At 48.9% G+C, this 17,368-nt stretch carries 16 protein-coding genes and 1 tRNA gene; 8 read left to right on the top strand and 9 right to left on the bottom strand.

All coding sequences use genetic code 11. The features are described 5' to 3' along the window. Positions 1-3: 3 nt before the first annotated feature. Positions 4-669, bottom strand: coding sequence for an L-serine ammonia-lyase, iron-sulfur-dependent subunit beta (sdaAB, locus tag SPTER_RS07310; protein ID WP_144349722.1), 666 nt, complete (start codon positions 667-669; stop codon positions 4-6). Between the two features lie 809 nt (positions 670-1,478). Here sdaAB and SPTER_RS07305 point away from each other — a divergent pair. From SPTER_RS07305 to SPTER_RS07295, 3 genes are all read left to right on the top strand, one after another. After that, positions 1,479-2,135, top strand: coding sequence for a response regulator (locus SPTER_RS07305; RefSeq protein ID WP_144349721.1), 657 nt, complete (start codon positions 1,479-1,481; stop codon positions 2,133-2,135). A gap of 169 nt (positions 2,136-2,304) precedes the next feature. Next, the gene (locus SPTER_RS07300; RefSeq protein ID WP_144349720.1) at positions 2,305-3,687 is read left to right on the top strand and encodes an FAD-binding oxidoreductase; all 1,383 of its coding nucleotides are present in this window, start codon (positions 2,305-2,307) and stop codon (positions 3,685-3,687) included. A gap of 1 nt (position 3,688) precedes the next feature. Continuing rightward, on the top strand, positions 3,689-5,011 hold the full coding sequence (locus SPTER_RS07295; RefSeq protein ID WP_144349719.1) for a (Fe-S)-binding protein: 1,323 nt from the start codon (positions 3,689-3,691) through the stop codon (positions 5,009-5,011). Positions 5,012-5,114: 103 nt separating this feature from the next. On the opposite strand, the gene SPTER_RS07290 is transcribed toward SPTER_RS07295, so the two are convergent. Both SPTER_RS07290 and SPTER_RS07285 read right to left on the bottom strand, forming a co-directional pair. Further along, positions 5,115-6,266, bottom strand: coding sequence for a sugar diacid recognition domain-containing protein (locus tag SPTER_RS07290; RefSeq protein ID WP_246105521.1), 1,152 nt, complete (start codon positions 6,264-6,266; stop codon positions 5,115-5,117). Beyond that, positions 6,193-6,876, bottom strand: a complete 684-nt coding sequence (locus SPTER_RS07285) for a TerC family protein (RefSeq protein ID WP_144349718.1) — start codon at positions 6,874-6,876, stop codon at positions 6,193-6,195. Before SPTER_RS07285 ends, SPTER_RS07290 begins: the two co-directional genes overlap by 74 nt. A 542-nt stretch (positions 6,877-7,418) precedes the next feature. Here SPTER_RS07285 and SPTER_RS07280 point away from each other — a divergent pair. Beyond that, complete coding sequence (locus tag SPTER_RS07280) at positions 7,419-8,753, top strand: amino acid permease (RefSeq protein ID WP_246105520.1); 1,335 nt, start codon at positions 7,419-7,421, stop codon at positions 8,751-8,753. A gap of 97 nt (positions 8,754-8,850) precedes the next feature. After that, on the top strand, positions 8,851-9,819 hold the full coding sequence (locus SPTER_RS07275) for a metal-dependent hydrolase (RefSeq protein ID WP_144349717.1): 969 nt from the start codon (positions 8,851-8,853) through the stop codon (positions 9,817-9,819). 14 nt (positions 9,820-9,833) lie between these two features. Here SPTER_RS07275 and SPTER_RS07270 read toward each other — a convergent pair whose 3' ends face one another. From SPTER_RS07270 to SPTER_RS07250, 5 genes are all read right to left on the bottom strand, one after another. After that, on the bottom strand, positions 9,834-10,484 hold the full coding sequence (locus tag SPTER_RS07270) for a TerC family protein (protein ID WP_144349716.1): 651 nt from the start codon (positions 10,482-10,484) through the stop codon (positions 9,834-9,836). A gap of 82 nt (positions 10,485-10,566) precedes the next feature. Next, a complete protein-coding gene (locus tag SPTER_RS07265) occupies positions 10,567-11,937 on the bottom strand; it encodes a VWA domain-containing protein (RefSeq protein WP_144349715.1) in 1,371 nt (456 codons plus the stop codon). Beyond that, entirely contained in the window at positions 11,934-12,806 is an 873-nt protein-coding gene (locus SPTER_RS07260; protein ID WP_211367512.1) for an AAA family ATPase, read from the bottom strand. Before SPTER_RS07260 ends, SPTER_RS07265 begins: the two co-directional genes overlap by 4 nt. A 101-nt stretch (positions 12,807-12,907) precedes the next feature. Then, positions 12,908-13,096, bottom strand: coding sequence for a SemiSWEET family sugar transporter (locus SPTER_RS07255; RefSeq protein WP_144349713.1), 189 nt, complete (start codon positions 13,094-13,096; stop codon positions 12,908-12,910). Beyond that, on the bottom strand, positions 13,089-14,282 hold the full coding sequence (locus SPTER_RS07250; RefSeq protein WP_144349712.1) for a metal-dependent hydrolase family protein: 1,194 nt from the start codon (positions 14,280-14,282) through the stop codon (positions 13,089-13,091). Before SPTER_RS07250 ends, SPTER_RS07255 begins: the two co-directional genes overlap by 8 nt. Positions 14,283-14,467: 185 nt before the next feature. On the opposite strand from SPTER_RS07250, the gene SPTER_RS07245 reads away from it, so the two are divergent. The 3 genes from SPTER_RS07245 (at position 14,468) to SPTER_RS07235 (ending at position 17,040) form a co-directional block, all read left to right on the top strand. Continuing rightward, a tRNA-Ala gene (locus tag SPTER_RS07245) sits at positions 14,468-14,543 on the top strand. A 297-nt stretch (positions 14,544-14,840) separates the two neighbouring features. Further along, on the top strand, positions 14,841-15,428 hold the full coding sequence (locus SPTER_RS07240; RefSeq protein WP_144349711.1) for a YqaA family protein: 588 nt from the start codon (positions 14,841-14,843) through the stop codon (positions 15,426-15,428). 364 nt (positions 15,429-15,792) lie between these two features. Next, positions 15,793-17,040 carry a hemolysin family protein gene (locus SPTER_RS07235; RefSeq protein ID WP_246105519.1) on the top strand — a complete coding sequence of 416 codons (1,248 nt, stop codon included), beginning with the start codon at positions 15,793-15,795 and terminating at the stop codon, positions 17,038-17,040. Positions 17,041-17,129: 89 nt separating this feature from the next. On the opposite strand, the gene SPTER_RS07230 is transcribed toward SPTER_RS07235, so the two are convergent. Further along, positions 17,130-17,318, bottom strand: a complete 189-nt coding sequence (locus SPTER_RS07230; protein ID WP_144349710.1) for a hypothetical protein — start codon at positions 17,316-17,318, stop codon at positions 17,130-17,132. Positions 17,319-17,368: the final 50 nt, after the last annotated feature.

The following is a 17,368-nucleotide window of genomic DNA, read 5'->3' as shown; positions in this document are numbered from 1 at the left end:
TTGTCAGCCGATGGCCGTAATGCTGCGCACCGCTTTAATCATCGGCAACCCCGCTACCGCTGAGATATCCGCCCCGTCCACCGGCTGGTCAGTCTCAAGCACCATACTGGCCAAACCACCTTTATTTCTTCTGAATACACGCATCTGGGCAATATTAACCCCCCGTTTGGATAAGATACCGGTTACCTCTGCCACTGCACCGGGACGGTCTTCATGCAGGGTGAGAATGGTGGGAAAATCGCCCGTAAACTCCAGCGGAAAACCGTCCACCTCACTGATTACCACTCGCCCGCCACCAATCGACGCGCCGGCAATCTGGCTTTCGGCCCCAGCCTGTCCGGACAGCCAAAACCGGACAAAGTTAGGATGGGCAGCATCACCGGCATTAATGGTGCGGAAAGAATACTGCAGCCCGCCTTCCCTGGCGAAGGCAAAGGCCTGGGGAATTCTCAGGTCATCAGTCGCCCAGCCCATAAGGCCTGCCACCAGGGCCAGGTCGGTGCCATGGCCCCGGCCGGTCTGGGCAAAGGAACCATGCAGCCCAATCACAGCCTTGGCCACTGGCTGACCCAAAATAGCCCGGGCAGCATTTCCCAGTCGCACCGCGCCGGCGGTATGTGAACTTGACGGTCCGACCATTATCGGTCCGATAATATCAAAAATGTTCATGCTTACATTACCTCCTCTTCAGTCAGCCTTGGCGAGTACCTTGTCAGCTCTAAAACGGTAGAATAATGGCGAGGCTATTTTTCGCAAACCAAGGCGGAGGAGGGCGGCATACCGGACGTATGCCGACTGACGACAACGAAGGGTTGCGGAAAATAGACCGTCATTATTCACGGGATTAGGGCTGCCAAGGTACTAGTACCTTGGCAAAGTTAGATGTTAGTTTTAGACAATGTAGATTTTTTCGCAATGCAAGGCGGAGGACGCTAACTGATTCATTAAGATCTGCTTTAATGATCCTGTATGATAGGGGCCTCTTATTACTTGCACGGGCCGCGCAGATCGGCAATCTGTAAGGCGACGACAACGAAGCAGTGCGGGAAAAGATGCGTTGTATAACCTAACATTTGACTTTGTCAAGGTACTAGTATCCCCTTTTACCGGTCTAATCACTCATTCAGTGGAAACCCTCTTGCCGGCCAAGAATAGAAATTGCACATAGAATCGCCGGACCGCCGGCACTGCCATTCCATGTGCACCATAGTGACTATTGTGTTACAGGCAGCCAGCAGGCTGTGGCCACCAGCAGCAAAGCCTTTTTGCATTATCAGAAAGTATGTCCCTTGCTGATAACTCAAGAACGATTATAGCCTCTGCCGTCGTCCTGAAGAACTTGGCACAAGCCAAGTCTGTTTTTACAAATAATAATTGATATTTAATACGATCTCATTGTAACATAATAATGTACTATATGGAAGAAAACGCAAATTTATATAATGAGGATATTATCATTTAAAAAGGGAGAATACGCAATGGAAAAAATTCGTATTGTTATCGCCGACGACCACGCCGTGTTACGTTCCGGACTTAAGGCTCTGCTGAACTGTTCGCCGTTATTTGAGGTGATAGGTGAAGCCGGTGACGGACAACAGGCGGTTGCTATGGTTGAGGAACTGCGTCCTGACGTGCTGCTGCTCGATATATCCATGCCGGTCATGAGCGGTGTCGATTGTATTAAAGAACTTAAGTCCAGAGGACTGTCCTGCCGTATTCTTGTCCTCACAATGTATGATGATGATGAATATATTAAAGAAGTTATGCGCGCCGGCGCTGATGGCTATGTCTTAAAAAAATCGGCCGATACTGAGCTTGTCGAAGGCATTCTAAAAATCCATTCCGGGAAAAAATATCTGAATGAAACCATGTCGCAAACGCTGTTAACCAGTCTCCTGCGGATAAATAATGAGAAAAGCGACCAGCGCGACCCCTATATTTTACTAAGCAGCCGGGAACGGCAAGTGCTTAGGCTGCTGGCTCAAGGACATACTAACAGCGAGATTGCAGAGCACCTGTCGCTGAGCACCAAGACAGTGGATACGTACCGCTCACGCATCATGAATAAATTGAATGTACGAAAAAAATCAGAGCTTGTAAACTATGCCTTGCAGTACAAATTGATCAGCACGTGAAACATAGCACTTCTTGTCGGAGGATATCCTACATTTATTTACGGCAGTTTCTTACTTTATTTTAAGGTAAGTACCTGATTTACATTTACGCCAAATTTAGCGAGAATAATGATAAAGTACTATATCCGATAAGTTGTGAAAATTTAAAAAATTAAAGGAGCCTGAGCAAATGGAAAAGCAGCATATTGATGCGCTCAAAACGATTGTTGGTGATGAACACGTATTGACAAGTGTGGAAGACCTGCACTGCTATTCTTATGACGCTACTCCCGGCTTTTCTCACATGCCCGATGTGGTGGTTAAACCGGCAACCACAGCAGAGGTTGCCAAAATATTAGCCCTGGCCAACACTGGCAAGATTCCCGTATATACCCGTGGCTCAGGCACCAATCTGAGCGCCGGCACTGTCCCCACCAAAGGCGGTATTGTCCTGCTTATGACCCGGATGGACAAACTAATTGAAATCGACACGGAAAACCTGGTGGCTGTGGTTGAACCCGGTCTTATTGTGTCTGACCTTAATAAAGCAGTCGAGGCTTACGGCCTCATTTATCCGCCTGATCCCGGCACAGTTACTACAGCAACGATGGGCGGCACGGTATCTGAAAATGCCGGCGGGCTGCGCGGACTCAAATACGGGGTAACCAAACACTATGTAATGGGTCTTGAGGTTGTCCTTGCCAACGGCCAGGTTATGAATGTTGGCGGAAAAAATGTAAAAGATGTGTCCGGTTATGATATGACTAAGCTCTTTACCGGTGCTGAAGGTACTTTAGGGGTAATTACCAGAATTGTTGTTAAATTGGTTCCCGCCCCCGAGGCCAGAAAGAGTCTGATGGCTATTTTTAAAAATCTTGATCATGCCGGCCAGGCGATTGCCGCAATTATTGCCGCCAAGATTATTCCCGCTACCCTGGAAATCATGGACAATCCCACCATCCGCACTGTTGAGGATTATGCCAAAGTGGGGTTGCCGGTTGATGCGGAAGCGGTCTTGCTGATTGAGGTTGACGGGATTCCGGAGGTTGTGGAAAAAGAAGCGGCTAAAGTCATGGAGGTCTTAACGGCCAATCAGGCCGACGAGGTCAAGCTGGCCAAAGACGCAGCCGAACGTGATAAGTTATGGGCTGCCCGCCGGGCTGCACTGCCGGCACTGGCCAAACTCCGTCCGACCACCTTTGTCGAAGATGCTACTGTTCCCCGTAACAAAGTACCTGATATGATTCGTGCAGTAAACGAAACTGCCAGGAAATACAACGTGACCATCGGCACCTTTGGTCATGCCGGCGACGGCAATATGCATCCCACCATTGTTTGCGATATTCGCGACAAGGAAGAGATGGAGCGTGTGTATAAAGCTATGGACGAAATCTTCAGTACGGCCATCAAGCTGGGCGGCACCCTTTCGGGTGAACACGGTATTGGTCTGGGCAAGCTTAAATATATGGAAGATCAGTTTGGCCCGGTCACGCTGGAAGCTATGAAAAGTATCAAACGCGCCCTTGACCCTAATCTCATTTTGAATCCTGGTAAACTAGTGGGAGAGTGTTAAAATGAGTGATAAACTTGTTACTGCGCAAGCAATTAACGAGCACGATAAAGAGTTGTTAGCCGATCTCCAGGACGCGCTTGCCAACTGTATGAAGTGCGGCAACTGTATGGAGGTCTGCCCCATTTATAAAGAATTGGGCACCGAAACCGCAGTTGCCAGAGGTAAGCTGGCGCTGATGGAGGCCGTCTTAAGCGGCAAAATTCCGATTAGCGAAAACTTTGATAAATGGATGAGTAAATGTGTGTCCTGTAAAGCCTGTACTGTAAAATGTCCCTGCGGCGTACCGGCCGATGGACTTATTGTGCGCGGCCGCCAGGCTGCCGTCAAAGCACGCGGCTTGCATCCGGTTAAAAACTATGTATTTAAGCTGCTGAAAAACCGGACTATGTTTGACTTAGCCTTGCGGCTGGCCGGACTGTTCGGTCCGCTCAGCTTTAAAAAACTTCCCCGGCCGATGGCGGCCGTAGCCCGTTTTCCGATGCCGGGACTTGATAAACGCCGGGTAACGGCCCCTTTTGCCGCCTCGCCGTTAAGAAACCGGCATCCCGAGGTCATTAAAGCCGATAAACCAAAACTTAAGGTTGGCTTCTTTACCGGCTGCACCATCAACTATATCTATACCGATGTTGGCCAGGCTGTCATTGATGTCCTGAAAGCCAACAACATTGAAATTGTAATTCCCGCCCTGCAGCATTGCTGCGGTACGCCAATTTACATGTCCGGTGATGTGGAGGCCGCCAAACTCCTGGCCAAACACAATATTGAGGTTTTTGAGCAATATAAAGTCGATTATATCATTGCGGCCTGTGGCTCCTGCACGGAAGCCTGGAAAATTGAATTTGTTGAACTATTCCATGATGACCCGGCCATGAAGGCCCGGGCCGAAAAACTCGCCCAAAAAACCTATGAAATCAGCGAATTCTTAGTTGATGTTGTTAAAATTGACAAAAATAAACTTGGCCCGGTTAATGCCACCGTTACCATGCATGACCCGTGCCATATGGCCCGCGGTATCAAGGTTACGGCGCAGCCGCGCCAGCTGCTGAAATCCATTCCCGGATTACAGTTTGTGGAAATGAAAGAAGCCGACCGCTGCTGCGGTTCAGGCGGCTCCTTCAGCCTGGGCAATTATGAACTCTCCCGCAAGATCAATGACCGTAAAATCGCAAACATTACTGCAACTAAAGCTGACACGGTAGCTACCAGCTGTGGTACCTGCCGGATGCATATCACTGACGGTCTAGTCCAAAACAATCAGAATCAGGATGTTGTGCATGTGATTCAGTTATTGGATAAGGCTTATAAAGCAGGCCAAAAGAAGTGATTTTTACTACTGCTGCTTGAGATGGCTGGGATGGTCTGACTCACCCCCATACTTCTTACAGGCAATAAGCTGGCAGTTTCCTTTGATGAAAAACAGAAAGCGGTTAATGGGCCTGTCCCAAACCGCTTTCTGTTTTTTTACGCCGGTCAAGTGGTATCTCTACAGTAATCACTGTGCCTTTCCCTGGCGCTGAATCAATATAAAATTCACCTGACAACAGCGCGATCCGTTCGTGCATGCCATGGATACCAAGACAGGTATCACTGCCGACACCGTTTAAAATATCGTCATCAAACCCAATCCCGTTATCTTTGATAGTGAGTACAAGCTTATCGCGCTGCTTTTTAAGCAGCACTCTGACCTGGGTAGCTTTGGCGTGCTTGGCAATATTGGTTAAAGCTTCCTGTAAAATACGATATAACGTAATCTCAATTTCCGGTAAAAACCGCTGGCGTGACAGATTAACGACATTAAGATCCACAGTAATACTATATTGCCGGGAGTAATTCTCCACATATTTCTGAGCAGCAGCCACCAGTCCCAGGTCGTCTAACAGCGCCGGTCTGAGCTGCACAGCCAAGTGATGAACATCTTCCAGTGTTTTTACAGCCAAATCCCGCATCGCCAGGATTTTTTCCCGCTCGCTCTCACTATGAACATGTTCGGACAATACCCTGAGACCAACAATGATAGACGTCAGAGCCTGACTGGTTTCGTCATGAAGCTCCCGGGAGATTTTCTTCCGTTCTTCTTCCTGGACGCTAATCATTTTATTGAGCAGAATGGACTGAAGTTCTTCTTTTTCCTTCAGGGCCCGCACTAATTTTTCCTGCCTGGCGTTCGATTCTAAAGCGGCCTCCACAAATTTAGCGGCCAGGCGGGCATAAGGAGCTGCGGTATCAGGAGCGCCGGAAACACCAATAACCCCCACACAGCCGGCACCGGTCATAATCGGAACATTAAAACCCTGCCTGACTCCCTTTAGCTGCATCTCTTGCTCGGCGGTAACCGAAAATTCCCGGATCGGGCCGCTGATCAGCATCCGGGCTGCCGCCTCATGAATATGAGACACACGCTCTTTGCTGAAAGAAGCAATAATAACGCCATGATTGTCGGTAATATTAACATTTTTATTAAGCTCTGCTGCTACAATATCAACTAAAGACTGGGCAAACCGTGGGTCAAGCTCCATGATTTTTGTCACCGGACTGGGCGGCAGCCTCCTGCCGGCCACGATTTTTACGCCAATAGCCAATAGCCAGAACTGCCAGGGTTACAGCTGCTTCGAGCAGCAGCGAATAGGGTTTAAACCAGACACCAAGTACAGCGTCGGCAACCATCATCTTAGCGGCTGTCCAGCCAAGAATTCCGGCCCCCACATAAATAATAACCGGGTATTTATCCATGAGCTTCATTAGCAGCTGACTGCCAAATACCACTAACGGTATACTGAGGGCAAGACCAAAGATTAATAGTCCCAGCTGACCGTCAGCGACACCGGCAATGGCCAGTACATTATCCAGACTCATAATCAAATCAGCAAAAATAATAACTTTTAATGCTTCCCCAAAGCTATTGGCGCCTTCCAGGGAAACTTCCTTATGCTCATCACCAAGCAAATTGACCGCAATATATACCAGAGCTACTCCGCCAAGAAACTGTACGTAAGGAATTTTCAGTAGAAGCGCAGCCACCATAGTAAGTAAAATCCGCAATACAACAGCTCCGGCGCTTCCCCACAATACAGCCTTTTTCCGCTGATCCTGGGGCAGGTTTCTACTAGCCAGAGCTATGACAACAGCGTTATCACCGCTTAGTATTAGGTTGATAAGAGTAATACTACCTAACGCTATCAATAGTTCCATCGAAATAACCCCCTAAAAATAGATTGCCTGCTGATATTTCGTTTATTCAACCCCTCTTGTGATTCTGCCAGCCCCCTTTCAATAAGTAAGGACCTGTCCGCAGCAACGGCAAGGTCCTTTCCGAGTAAAATGGCAATAAAACCTTGTGTAGTATATAGTAGGGATATACCAAAGGTCTCACTATTGGACTATGCCAATGGCACAGCCATGCACGGGAATGCAGGATTGTTGACAGTGCCTGTCAGTTACTCCCCCTTAGGGTACTTATATTATATTTAACTATGCGAAAACCGTAATAGACTATATAGCTTATCATAGTATAGAAATTGTATCCAGTCAATACAAATTATCCTATGGTAACATTCCCACTACTGTCTAATAATCTTGCTAATCCTAATGCCATGGAGTATTATGATAGAGGACATTTTTCAAATTTGATCGCTATAGGAGGAACTTTAATATCAAGCCACCCCGTTAATTTAGCACAATTGTGCCCGGAAAAGCAAGGTCTTAAGCGTGATATGAAATCCCGCCACCTGCTTATGATTTCTATTGGCGGCACAATCGGCACCGGATTGTTCATGGGTTCAGGCCAGACAATCAATCAGGCCGGCCCGTTTGGCGCCATTTTGGCGTATATGGTCGGCGGGCTTATTATGTACCTGGTATTATTATGCCTTGCAGAGCTGACTGTCGCCATGCCGGTATCAGGGTCTTTTCAAAGCTATGCTACCCGGTTTATTTCCCCCGGTACCGGTTTTACCACCGGCTGGCTGTACTGGCTCAACTGGGCGATCTGCATAGCCGCCGACTTTACCGCTGCCGGCATCATTATGCACAACTGGTTTCCCGACGTCGCGGTCTGGATCTGGTGTACAGTATTTGCGATTGCCCTGGCCGGGCTTAATCTGCTGTCAGTTAAGGCCTACGGTGAAACTGAATTTTGGTTTGCCAGCATTAAGGTTGCTGCCATTGTCTCCTTTATTATTGCCGGTTCAGGCTTAATTTTTGGTTTTAGCAGCGGACAAGCCGGACTCGGTTTTTCTAATTTCAACACCGGCAGCGGTTTATTCCCGCATGGCTTCGGCGCCGTATTTCTGACGATGATTGCGGTTATCTACTCTTTTCAGGGCGCTGAACTTGTCGGCATAGCCGCCGGTGAATGCAAAGAACCCGGCAAAAATGTCCCCCGGGTTATCAAAGGCATTTCCATCCGGATTATTATGTTCTATGTACTGGCCATGATTGTCCTGGCCGGCAATATCCCGGCTGCGGAAGCCAGTGTGCTGGAAAGCCCCTTTGCCCATGTTTTCGGGAAAACCGGCATCCCCTTTGCCAAAGATATTATGAGTTTTGTTGTACTAACCTCGGCTTTATCGGCCGGCAACTCCGCCTTATATGCCTGTTCGCGGCTGCTCTGGTCAATGGCCCAGGATAGGCAGGCCCCCTCCTGGCTCGGCCGGCTGAATGCGGGCGGTGTCCCGTACAACGGTGTCTTAATCACCTTGCTGCTGGCCTGTATGTCGCTCCTGACCGAAAGCTTTGCCGCTGATACCGTGTATCTGTGGCTTATGTCCAGCACAGGTTTAACAGGCTGCTTAATCTGGATGATCATCGCCTGGTGCCAGATCAACTTCCGCCGCGAATACATAAAGTTAGGCGGAAAAATCGAAGCTCTGGGCTTTAAAACCCCCTTCTACCCCCTGGTCCCGATTGTCGCCTTTGCTCTTAATCTGATCGTAATTGTCAGCCTCTATTTTGATGAATCACAACGGATTGTAATCTACACCGGGTTTCCTATTTTGTTTGGCATTTATGCTTATTACCGGCTCTTTCTGGATAAACGGCAGCACAACAACGCGCTGCCGCTGCGTTAACAGTCCACCAATTACCATTAGACCGCCGCCCCGGCTGGTGTGATATAATTATCAGGTATGATATGTTATGTCACCTAGCGGGGAGGCTTTTTTCTCTATGGATACTTTGACACATGCTTTAGTGGGCATTGCTGTTGCCGGTTTATCAGGGCACCCGTTTAGCATGAGCGATCCGCTGTATATAGCAAGTATGATCGGCGCTCAGGCGCCTGATTTGGACATACTTGCCCAACTTCGCGGCAATTTTTCCTACCTCAGGCAACACCGGGCATTTTCTCATTCCCTCTCCGGTCTTGTTATGTGGTCAGGTTTAATTGCCGCCGGCTTTTTTGTGTACCTGCCCGCAGTCTCAATCATCGAGATTTTTTTCTGGTCATTTTTAGGCGGCCTGTCCCATATCTGTATTGACTTCTTTAACGCGCACGGGGCAGCGGTTTTATTCCCGTTTAGCCGGGAACGCAAAAGCTTCAGCCTGCTCAATGTTTTTGACCCGGTACTGCTGACAATTATGCTGACGGTGTTCATGCAGGGGCTGGCACCACAGGCGACAGCGCTGCTGTTTTTCACAACAACCGGTATGTACATCCTGTTGCGGTATCTGCTCAAACTGCGAACAATAGTTATTCTTGGGCACTACTTTACGAAAAGCGACATCATCCGCACCCTGGTTATGCCCTCGCTTAAGAGTGTACTCTACTGGGATTTCGTAATTGAGACCCAAAGCAATTATTTTGTCGGCTCCATTGGTACCCTCCAGCCCGCATTAACCCTTCATACCAAACTCCGGAAACAAAGATTGTCACCGGCACTGGCAGGTGCCCACAAGACAGTATTGGGCGAATTTTTTTCAGCATTTACACCTTTTAGCTATTTCACTGAATTCCAGGCAACAGAACAACAGGCAAAACTTGTACGTATTTATGATTTGCGCTACTTCTTTAATCATAGCTTCCTCCATAGCGCCACAATAATCTACGGACAGGATGAGCAGCCATGTGACTCATACATTCAGACCTATGGCCGCATAATTAAAATACCCTGCGGCGAAAAGACGCTTACCGGTTAGTATTTTTTCCTGATTTATTTTTTTGGGCCGGCAAGCAGTGAACCGGCAAGGATGACACCAACTGCAAGACCAGCAGGTATTGCCCAGTAGGCCCATGCATAGGGGGCAAGTAATGGGAAAATTTTTTTATCGGCAATGGCCATCTCACCGGCAGTCCAGCCTAAAAAAGCGGCACCGATTGTGATAATGACCGGCCAGCGGTCCATCAGCGCGTGAATCACTTTGCTGCCCCAGATAATGATCGGGATGCTGATTGCCAGCCCCACAACCAGCAGAGTTATATTACCTTTCGCAACTGCGGCAATAGCGATAATATTATCAATACTCATCACCATATCGGCAATAATAATTGTTTTCACCGCATCGCCCAGGCTGCTTTTGGCCTCTAATTTTTTAGGCTCTTCTTCGCCGGCCAGGAGTTTTATGGCAATCCCGAAGAGAGCCAGGCCGCCAGCCAGCTGCAAGTAAGGAATCCGGAGCAAAACTATGGCGGCAAAAGTTAAAATTATTCTCATACCGATCGCCCCGGCCCCGCCCCAGAGGATCGCCTGCCTCTGTTGTGCCGGTGCCAGTTTGCGACTGGCTAAAGCAATAACCAATGCATTATCACCGCTTAAAAGCAGATTAACAGTAATAATACCGATAAGCGCTACTGCCCACTCCACAGCTTCACCTCAATTATGGTTTATACATTGATAGTATTACCGGATTTGCGATAATTGTGCCTGACAGATGTAGCCAACCGGTTTACAAAATCCGGTTGGCTACATCTGTCAGCTGCTCTAGATTGCGGCATTCAAAAACCTGATTACAAAAACGCTGATATTCTTGCATCAGACAATCACCCTCCAGCCACTTATCGGCCGGCAAGGGATTCAGCCAATAAACGGCCTGGGCCCGGTCTGCAAGTTTAGCTAATTCCTCCGCCCCGCCCGGATGCCAGTTATTGCGGCCGTCCCCTAAAATAATCAGCTTGGTCCGGGCCGTAATTGCGGCTGACTCATATCTGGCAATCTGCTCAAACACTAAATCATAGCGCGACAGCCCCACCCGGCGGTTAAACCGTTCCCGCAGGTGCCGGGCCTCTAAAAAGGCATTAACGTCCTGGGTTTTAAACCAGTCGGTAACCTCCACCGCCTCATCAACAAAGACGAAGGAGCGAATATTGGCGTAACGCCGGTGAGCGGCCTGCACTAACTGCAGCATAAACCGGCTGAAGCGCTCTACGGAATTAGAAACATCACACAGCAGCCACAAATCCACTTTACTTTTAACTTTATCCCGGTATTTGAGGTGCAGGGGCCAGCCGCCTGTCCGCACCACATCCTGAAAAGTACGCCGCATATCAAGGGTGCCGCTTTTAGCCCGGCGCAGCCGTATTCCCGGACGCTCAGCCAGTTTCTTCGCCAGTTTCGCAATCTCTTGTTCAACGGCAGCAATCTCAGCTGTTGCCAGACAGTCAAATTCACGGCGGCGGATATTGGCATATTCCGCCAGTTTAACGATATGCTGCCGGCCAAACCGGCTGACGGCCTTTCGTTCCAGCTCCCGCCGCAGGAGCGCTTTCAACTGGGCAAAGGTTTTTTGCCACTTTTGAAAAGCGTTTTCTGTAATTTGTTGAGTTACATAACTGCGCTCGATTTTGTTGACAGCCTCAAACCAGCTAAACTTTACCTGCAGCTGGCGAAGCTTGCCGGAAATTTCCTCAGGCTGCGCATTGTCAAGCTGCACTGAAGCGGTAATTTCCCTGGCCAGCGCTTCTAAAACAGCTATCGGCTGGCTATCGATTGTTTCCAGCAGTTGTTCGGCACTGCCGCCGGCACCGGCGGCGCTCCGGCCGCTGCCATCAGCGGTCGCGCCCTTGATTATCAGCAGATCCGGCTCAGTCCCGGTCAATTCTGCCGGTGACGCCAGGTCAAAATATAAATCAAATAACGCCGTAAATACCGGACGCTCCCACAGGCTCTTAACAAGAGTTGCCTCCAATACACCCCGCAGCAGTACCGGCGAAAATCCGGTAATTTCAGCTGCCTTCAGGGCATCAGCGGCTTCCATTGTTGTTACCGTTAGCCCGGCTGATCGCAACAACCGGACAAAATCAACGATCATTTGCTTCATGGCTTGAGTAAATAGGTCAGCTTGTCGGTAACAAGATCACGGTCTTTAGTGTATTTAAGCAGAGCAGTTAAGGTAAGCCGGGCCGCCTCAATACTCAACTCACCTCCCAGCATATTTATGGACTGTACCCAATCAATACTTTCAGTAACACTGGGCGGCTTTTTCAGCGGTTGTTTACGGATATTCTGAATAAACTCGACAAGCTTACTGGCAAAAACACGGTCAATACCAGGCACATGGAGTTCGACAATGGCAAGTTCCCGCTCAAAATCAGGGTAATCAATATAAAAATGCAAACACCGGCGGCGCAAGGCATCGCCAAGCTCCCGGGTACTGTTGGAGGTCAGCACAACATGGGGACGGGCCACCGCCTTTATCGTACCCAGCTCGGGTATTGTCACCTGCCAGTCCGATAAAGCCTCCAGCAGAAAGCTTTCAAATTCCTGATCGCTTTTATCAATTTCGTCAATTAACAACACGACCGGTTCAGAGCTGGTAAGGGCTGTTAATAATGGGCGTTTTAACAAAAATTCCTGCTCAAAAATCTGTTGCCGCCCAGTATTCCAGCCCTGCTGCGCCAGGGCTTCTATCTGGATATAAAGCAGTTGCTTTTGGTAATTCCATTCATATAAGGCTTTACTTTCATCAAGGCCTTCATAACACTGCAGGCGAATCAGCGGGCAGCCGCGCCACCGGGCCCAGGCTTTGGCCAGTTCGGTCTTGCCAACACCGGCCGGACCTTCCAGCAACAGCGGCTTTTCCAGTCTTTCCGCCAAATACAGGGCGGCAGCCAGCTTTTCGTCGGCCAGATAGCCATTGGCAGACAACCCGGTCTGACAGTCATTTATTGCAGCAATTGCCTCATTCATTGTCACCAGCTCCATCACTGTGCTTATTTGCCAGCCTAACATCCTGCCGGCAGGGGAACTTAATCCAGGACTATACCGCCAAACAAAAAAAAGTTACCATATTAGCAAAAACTACAGGCATACTGTTGATATAATAACCGTATACCATCAGAAAACACGCCGGTAGTCATCATAATCATCCCGGCAGTCGAAAAATCCCCGGCCGAGCCAGTTTTAATTGTTTTATATACCTGCGGGAAAACAGACATGGTAGTAAAAATTCCGGCCAGGCTACCAATAACTTCAAGCATCCGGGTACTCCGCCCCCTCTTTAACTACCTTAACAATATTCCTGATACTGGTTATATCTATTAACGGGTTGCCTGCCAGTATCAGGAAATCCGCCTTTTTGCCGGTTTCGAGCGTTCCCAGCTCCTGCCCTAAACCCATGGCCTCAGCCGCCAGCCCGGTCGCTGCCCGGAGAGCTGCCAACGGCGGCAAGCCGCATTCCACCAATAAACAAATTTCCCGCCACACATCCCCATGCTCAACACCAAGAGCGCCGGCATCGGTGCCGGCAACAATTTTGGCGCCGGCCTGGTATGCCCGCCTTACCATGGCCTGGTGCCGGCAGTATACGGCCTCAATCCCGTCCGGCGGCAAAGTCCGGGTCTGATGCTGACGGCCATAAGCCAGCATCCGTTCAAAGGGTACCAGGGTTGGTATCCAATATACCCCCTTTTCGGCGATTAAATCCGCCGTAGCCTCATCGATAAGGGCGCCATGCTCCAGGGTTGTAACCCCAATAGTTAATGCCTGGCGTACACCAGCCACACCATTGGCATGAGCCGCAAGCGGTTTCTGCAGGTGCTGCGCCTCGTTGGCCGCCGCCTGCGCCTCGGCCGGGGATAACTCAACAATGCCGGCATCCTGACGAACAAAATTCACACAGCCTGTCATCATAATTTTGATACAGTCGGCACCGGCCTTGGCCTGCTCGCGTACGGCCTTGAGCATTTCTCCCGGTCCGTCGGCTTCCCGCCCGCCGGCATAATGAAAATGACCGCCGGTGACGGAGATAGCCTGACAGGCACTCAACACCCCCGGACCAGGTGCTACTTTCTGCCTGACAGCTTTTTTTAAAAGAGAATTTACCCCATAGGGCCCGCCTAAATCGCGAACCGTAGTGACGCCCTTGCTTAGTGTCAGAGCCAGGTTCCTGACCGCTCTGATCAGCGTAATATCTTTATCTTCTTTCCACCTTAACGAACGGGTCCTAAGATCAGAAATACCTTCCAGAAATAAATGTACATGGGGATCAAGCAAACCGGGCATAACCGTACAAGTAGAATAATCAACCGCTGCGTTCACCTGATCAACAGCAAAATCCTCTGCTTTGCCAATCCCGGCAATGAAGCCGTCTTTAACGGCCAGGTAACAGGCTGCCTGAGCGTCCCGCCCTGTACCATCAATCAATAACCCGGTTTTTATAAGCATAATGTCAGGTTCCTTCTTTCACTAGTTCTCCACGACTACAGAGCTTATGCAGAAATATTCTGCATAAAACCTGTAAGTACCTGCCAAATCAGGATAGAAAATTTACAACCTGTTGCCGCCCCCGCTCTTGACATGATGTCACTATCTAAGTATAATTGCTAATATAGTATGTTTAGTCTGCCTATGGGGGTATAGCTCAGCTGGGAGAGCGCTTGAATGGCATTCAAGAGGCCAGCGGTTCGATCCCGCTTATCTCCACCAAAAATAGAACTTATAAATAAGTTCTATTTTTATTTGTGTAAATCTGTTCTTAATCGCATACAATAACTTGACTGATATACCATCGGTGCGCTAAACTAGAATCAACTCGCGTTGTTTTCTAAAGGGGAGTAGCTTGTAAGGCTGGGTCAACACACGGCATCTGCCTGGCCCGGCCATTGGTATCAGCCAATTAGCGAGACCTTTAGTATGGCTTGACTATACCATGCTAAAGTGTTTCGCTTTTTATTTAGTATTATATAGAAATCGTTAGCAAACGATACTAGAGGGAGCGTGGCAATGGACGCAATCGTAGAAATACTTTTGGAATGGGGGCTCACCGGTCTGCTGATTGCGGCCTTCACAGAGTCTTTTATTTCGCCGGTATTACCAGACCTGCTTCTCATACCCTTGGCCTTGACTCACCCGCAAAATGCTATCTATTATGGCTTAGCTGCAACTGTGGTCTCCGTAATGGGCGGTTTGATCGGCTACGTGCTCGGACTCAAGATTGGCTTGCCGGCCGCCCGCAGATTTATACCTGCCCGCTATATAGATAAAATTTACGGTGTAGTTAAAGAAAATGCCTTATGGGCCATATTTTTGGCTTCCTTGTCACCTATCCCCTATAAGTTTATCAGTATAACCGCCGGAGCGCTAAAAATAAATCTGCCCCTATTTCTGCTCATTTCTTTTCTGGGACGGGGTAAACGCTTTTTACTTGAAGGGATACTGATTTTCTATTTTGGCCCTCAGGCGGTAGAAATGTTTACCCAGCATAAGGATGATCTGCTGATTATCTCCCTGATCCTCATAACAGTTGTCGGACTAATTGCGTATGTTATAAAAAAAAGCAGAAAAACGGAGACCGTGGCCGATAAATTATGACATATTGCCTGCTGCTTTATTGCCAGCAGGCAATTTATTTGCGGAGGTTCCTCCTGCCCTGTGCTGCCGACAGCGAACCTTGGCCGGTTATACCGCATATGGCGGTGTTTTTATTGTGCCGTAGTTGAAAACGCAACACCGCGCAAGCTTGGCATGATTGGCGGCCTGATTGCACTCATTGGTGTTATGTATGTACCGGCCACGAGTTTGATTTGCGGCCTAACAGGATATGATATAATCATTAAATTATACAATTTATTACAGGGAGTGTGTTATTGTAACCTTGGATACACCCTCGATTAGTACCGAAATCATGATTATTTTTGCCCTAATTTTTGCTAATGGGTTATTTGCTTTGACAGAAATGTCTATTGTGTCCTCCCGGAAGAGCCGGCTGGAGAACATGGCCGCTTCCGGCAGTAAAGGGGCCAAGGCAGCACTAAGATTGACCGCAGAACCGACGCCGCTTTTATCTGCCGTTCAGATTGGCATTACGCTGATCGGTATTCTCACCGGTGCTTTCGGCGGCGCCCGCATCTCCATGCTGCTGGCGTCCTTCCTGAATACGATTCCCTTGTTCAGGGGTTACAGCGAGGCTGTCAGTCTTGCTATCGTCGTCGGCACTATTACTTACCTGTCACTGATCATCGGCGAACTGGTCCCCAAAAAACTGGCCCTTAATAATCCGGAAAAAATTGCGGCAACGGTTGCCATACCGATGACAGCCTTTGTGCGTATCAACCGGCCGCTGGTTCAGCTGCTTGGTGCTTCCACTAATGTGGTCATGAAGCTTATAGGGGCTAAACCAGCGTCAGAGCCGCCGGTTACAGAAGAAGAGGTCCGGGTGTTAATCGGCCAGGGTGCACAGCATGGAGTGTTTGAAAAGGCTGAACGGGAAATGGTTGAGAATATATTTGTGCTCGGCGATATGCGTGTAGGTGCGCTGATGACCCCCCGTACCCAGCTCAAGTGGCTTGATATTGAAGATAACGACCAATATAATCTCCGCATCATCAGAAATACCCATCATCTGTTTTTCCCCCTGGCCCGCGGCAGTTTGGATGATATAATCGGTGTTGTTTATTCGAATGAGCTTTTATCTAACTATGTGGCTGGCAGTCCGCTGCAGCTTGAGCAGACGGCCCGCCAGCCACTTTACATCCCTAAACATACGCCGGCCCTTAAAGTGCTGGAAAAATTTCGCGAAACCGGAGTTTATGTAGCCCTGATCGTCGATGAGTATGGCGGTATTTCCGGGTTAATCAGCCTTTATGATATTGCTGAGCACATTGTGGGCGACATGCCTAACCTGGGTGAAGATGACGATCCCGATGTAATCGCCAGAGAAGATGGTTCCTGGCTGGTCGACGGTATGCTGTCAGTGGAAGAATTGAAAGAATTGCTCGACATCGACCATTTCCCCGGTGATGAAAGAGGCTATTTCCAAACCCTGGGCGGCTTTATGGTCTCTTATCTCGGTCATATTCCCACTGCTGCCGAATGCTTTGAGTGGAATGGTTACCGGTTTGAGGTTGTCGATATGGATAAGGCCCGGGTTGACAAAGTCCTTATTACCCGGCTGGTTATGGACGATAGCATTGAGTTTGAATAAAAAACCTGCGGATAAACCTCCGCAGGTTTTTTTCTTTAGATTTATAAAATGTAATGCTGGCCAGGTCCCGTCCCCAAGCGGTGTTGTGCTTAGAAGGTCCGCATTGACGGTATGCGTTTTTCCGCGATTGTATGTGCATAATCCTCAAGCTGGGCAGCCAGCGTACTGCTGGCTGTTATAAGCTCGGCATCAGCTGAATTAGAATTCTGCATAAGGTCGCTCAGTTGTTGTCTAAGCGCTGCAACTTGCTGGGTAATAGTCTGTAACTGTTGATCCACGCAGTGTACCTCCCACTCATGTTTTTTATAGTGTACCACTAAAATCTGAA

This window comes from Sporomusa termitida, from assembly GCF_007641255.1.
Classification (GTDB): Bacteria; Bacillota; Negativicutes; order Sporomusales; family Sporomusaceae; genus Sporomusa; species Sporomusa termitida.
This window is presented reverse-complemented; position numbering and strand designations above follow the sequence as displayed.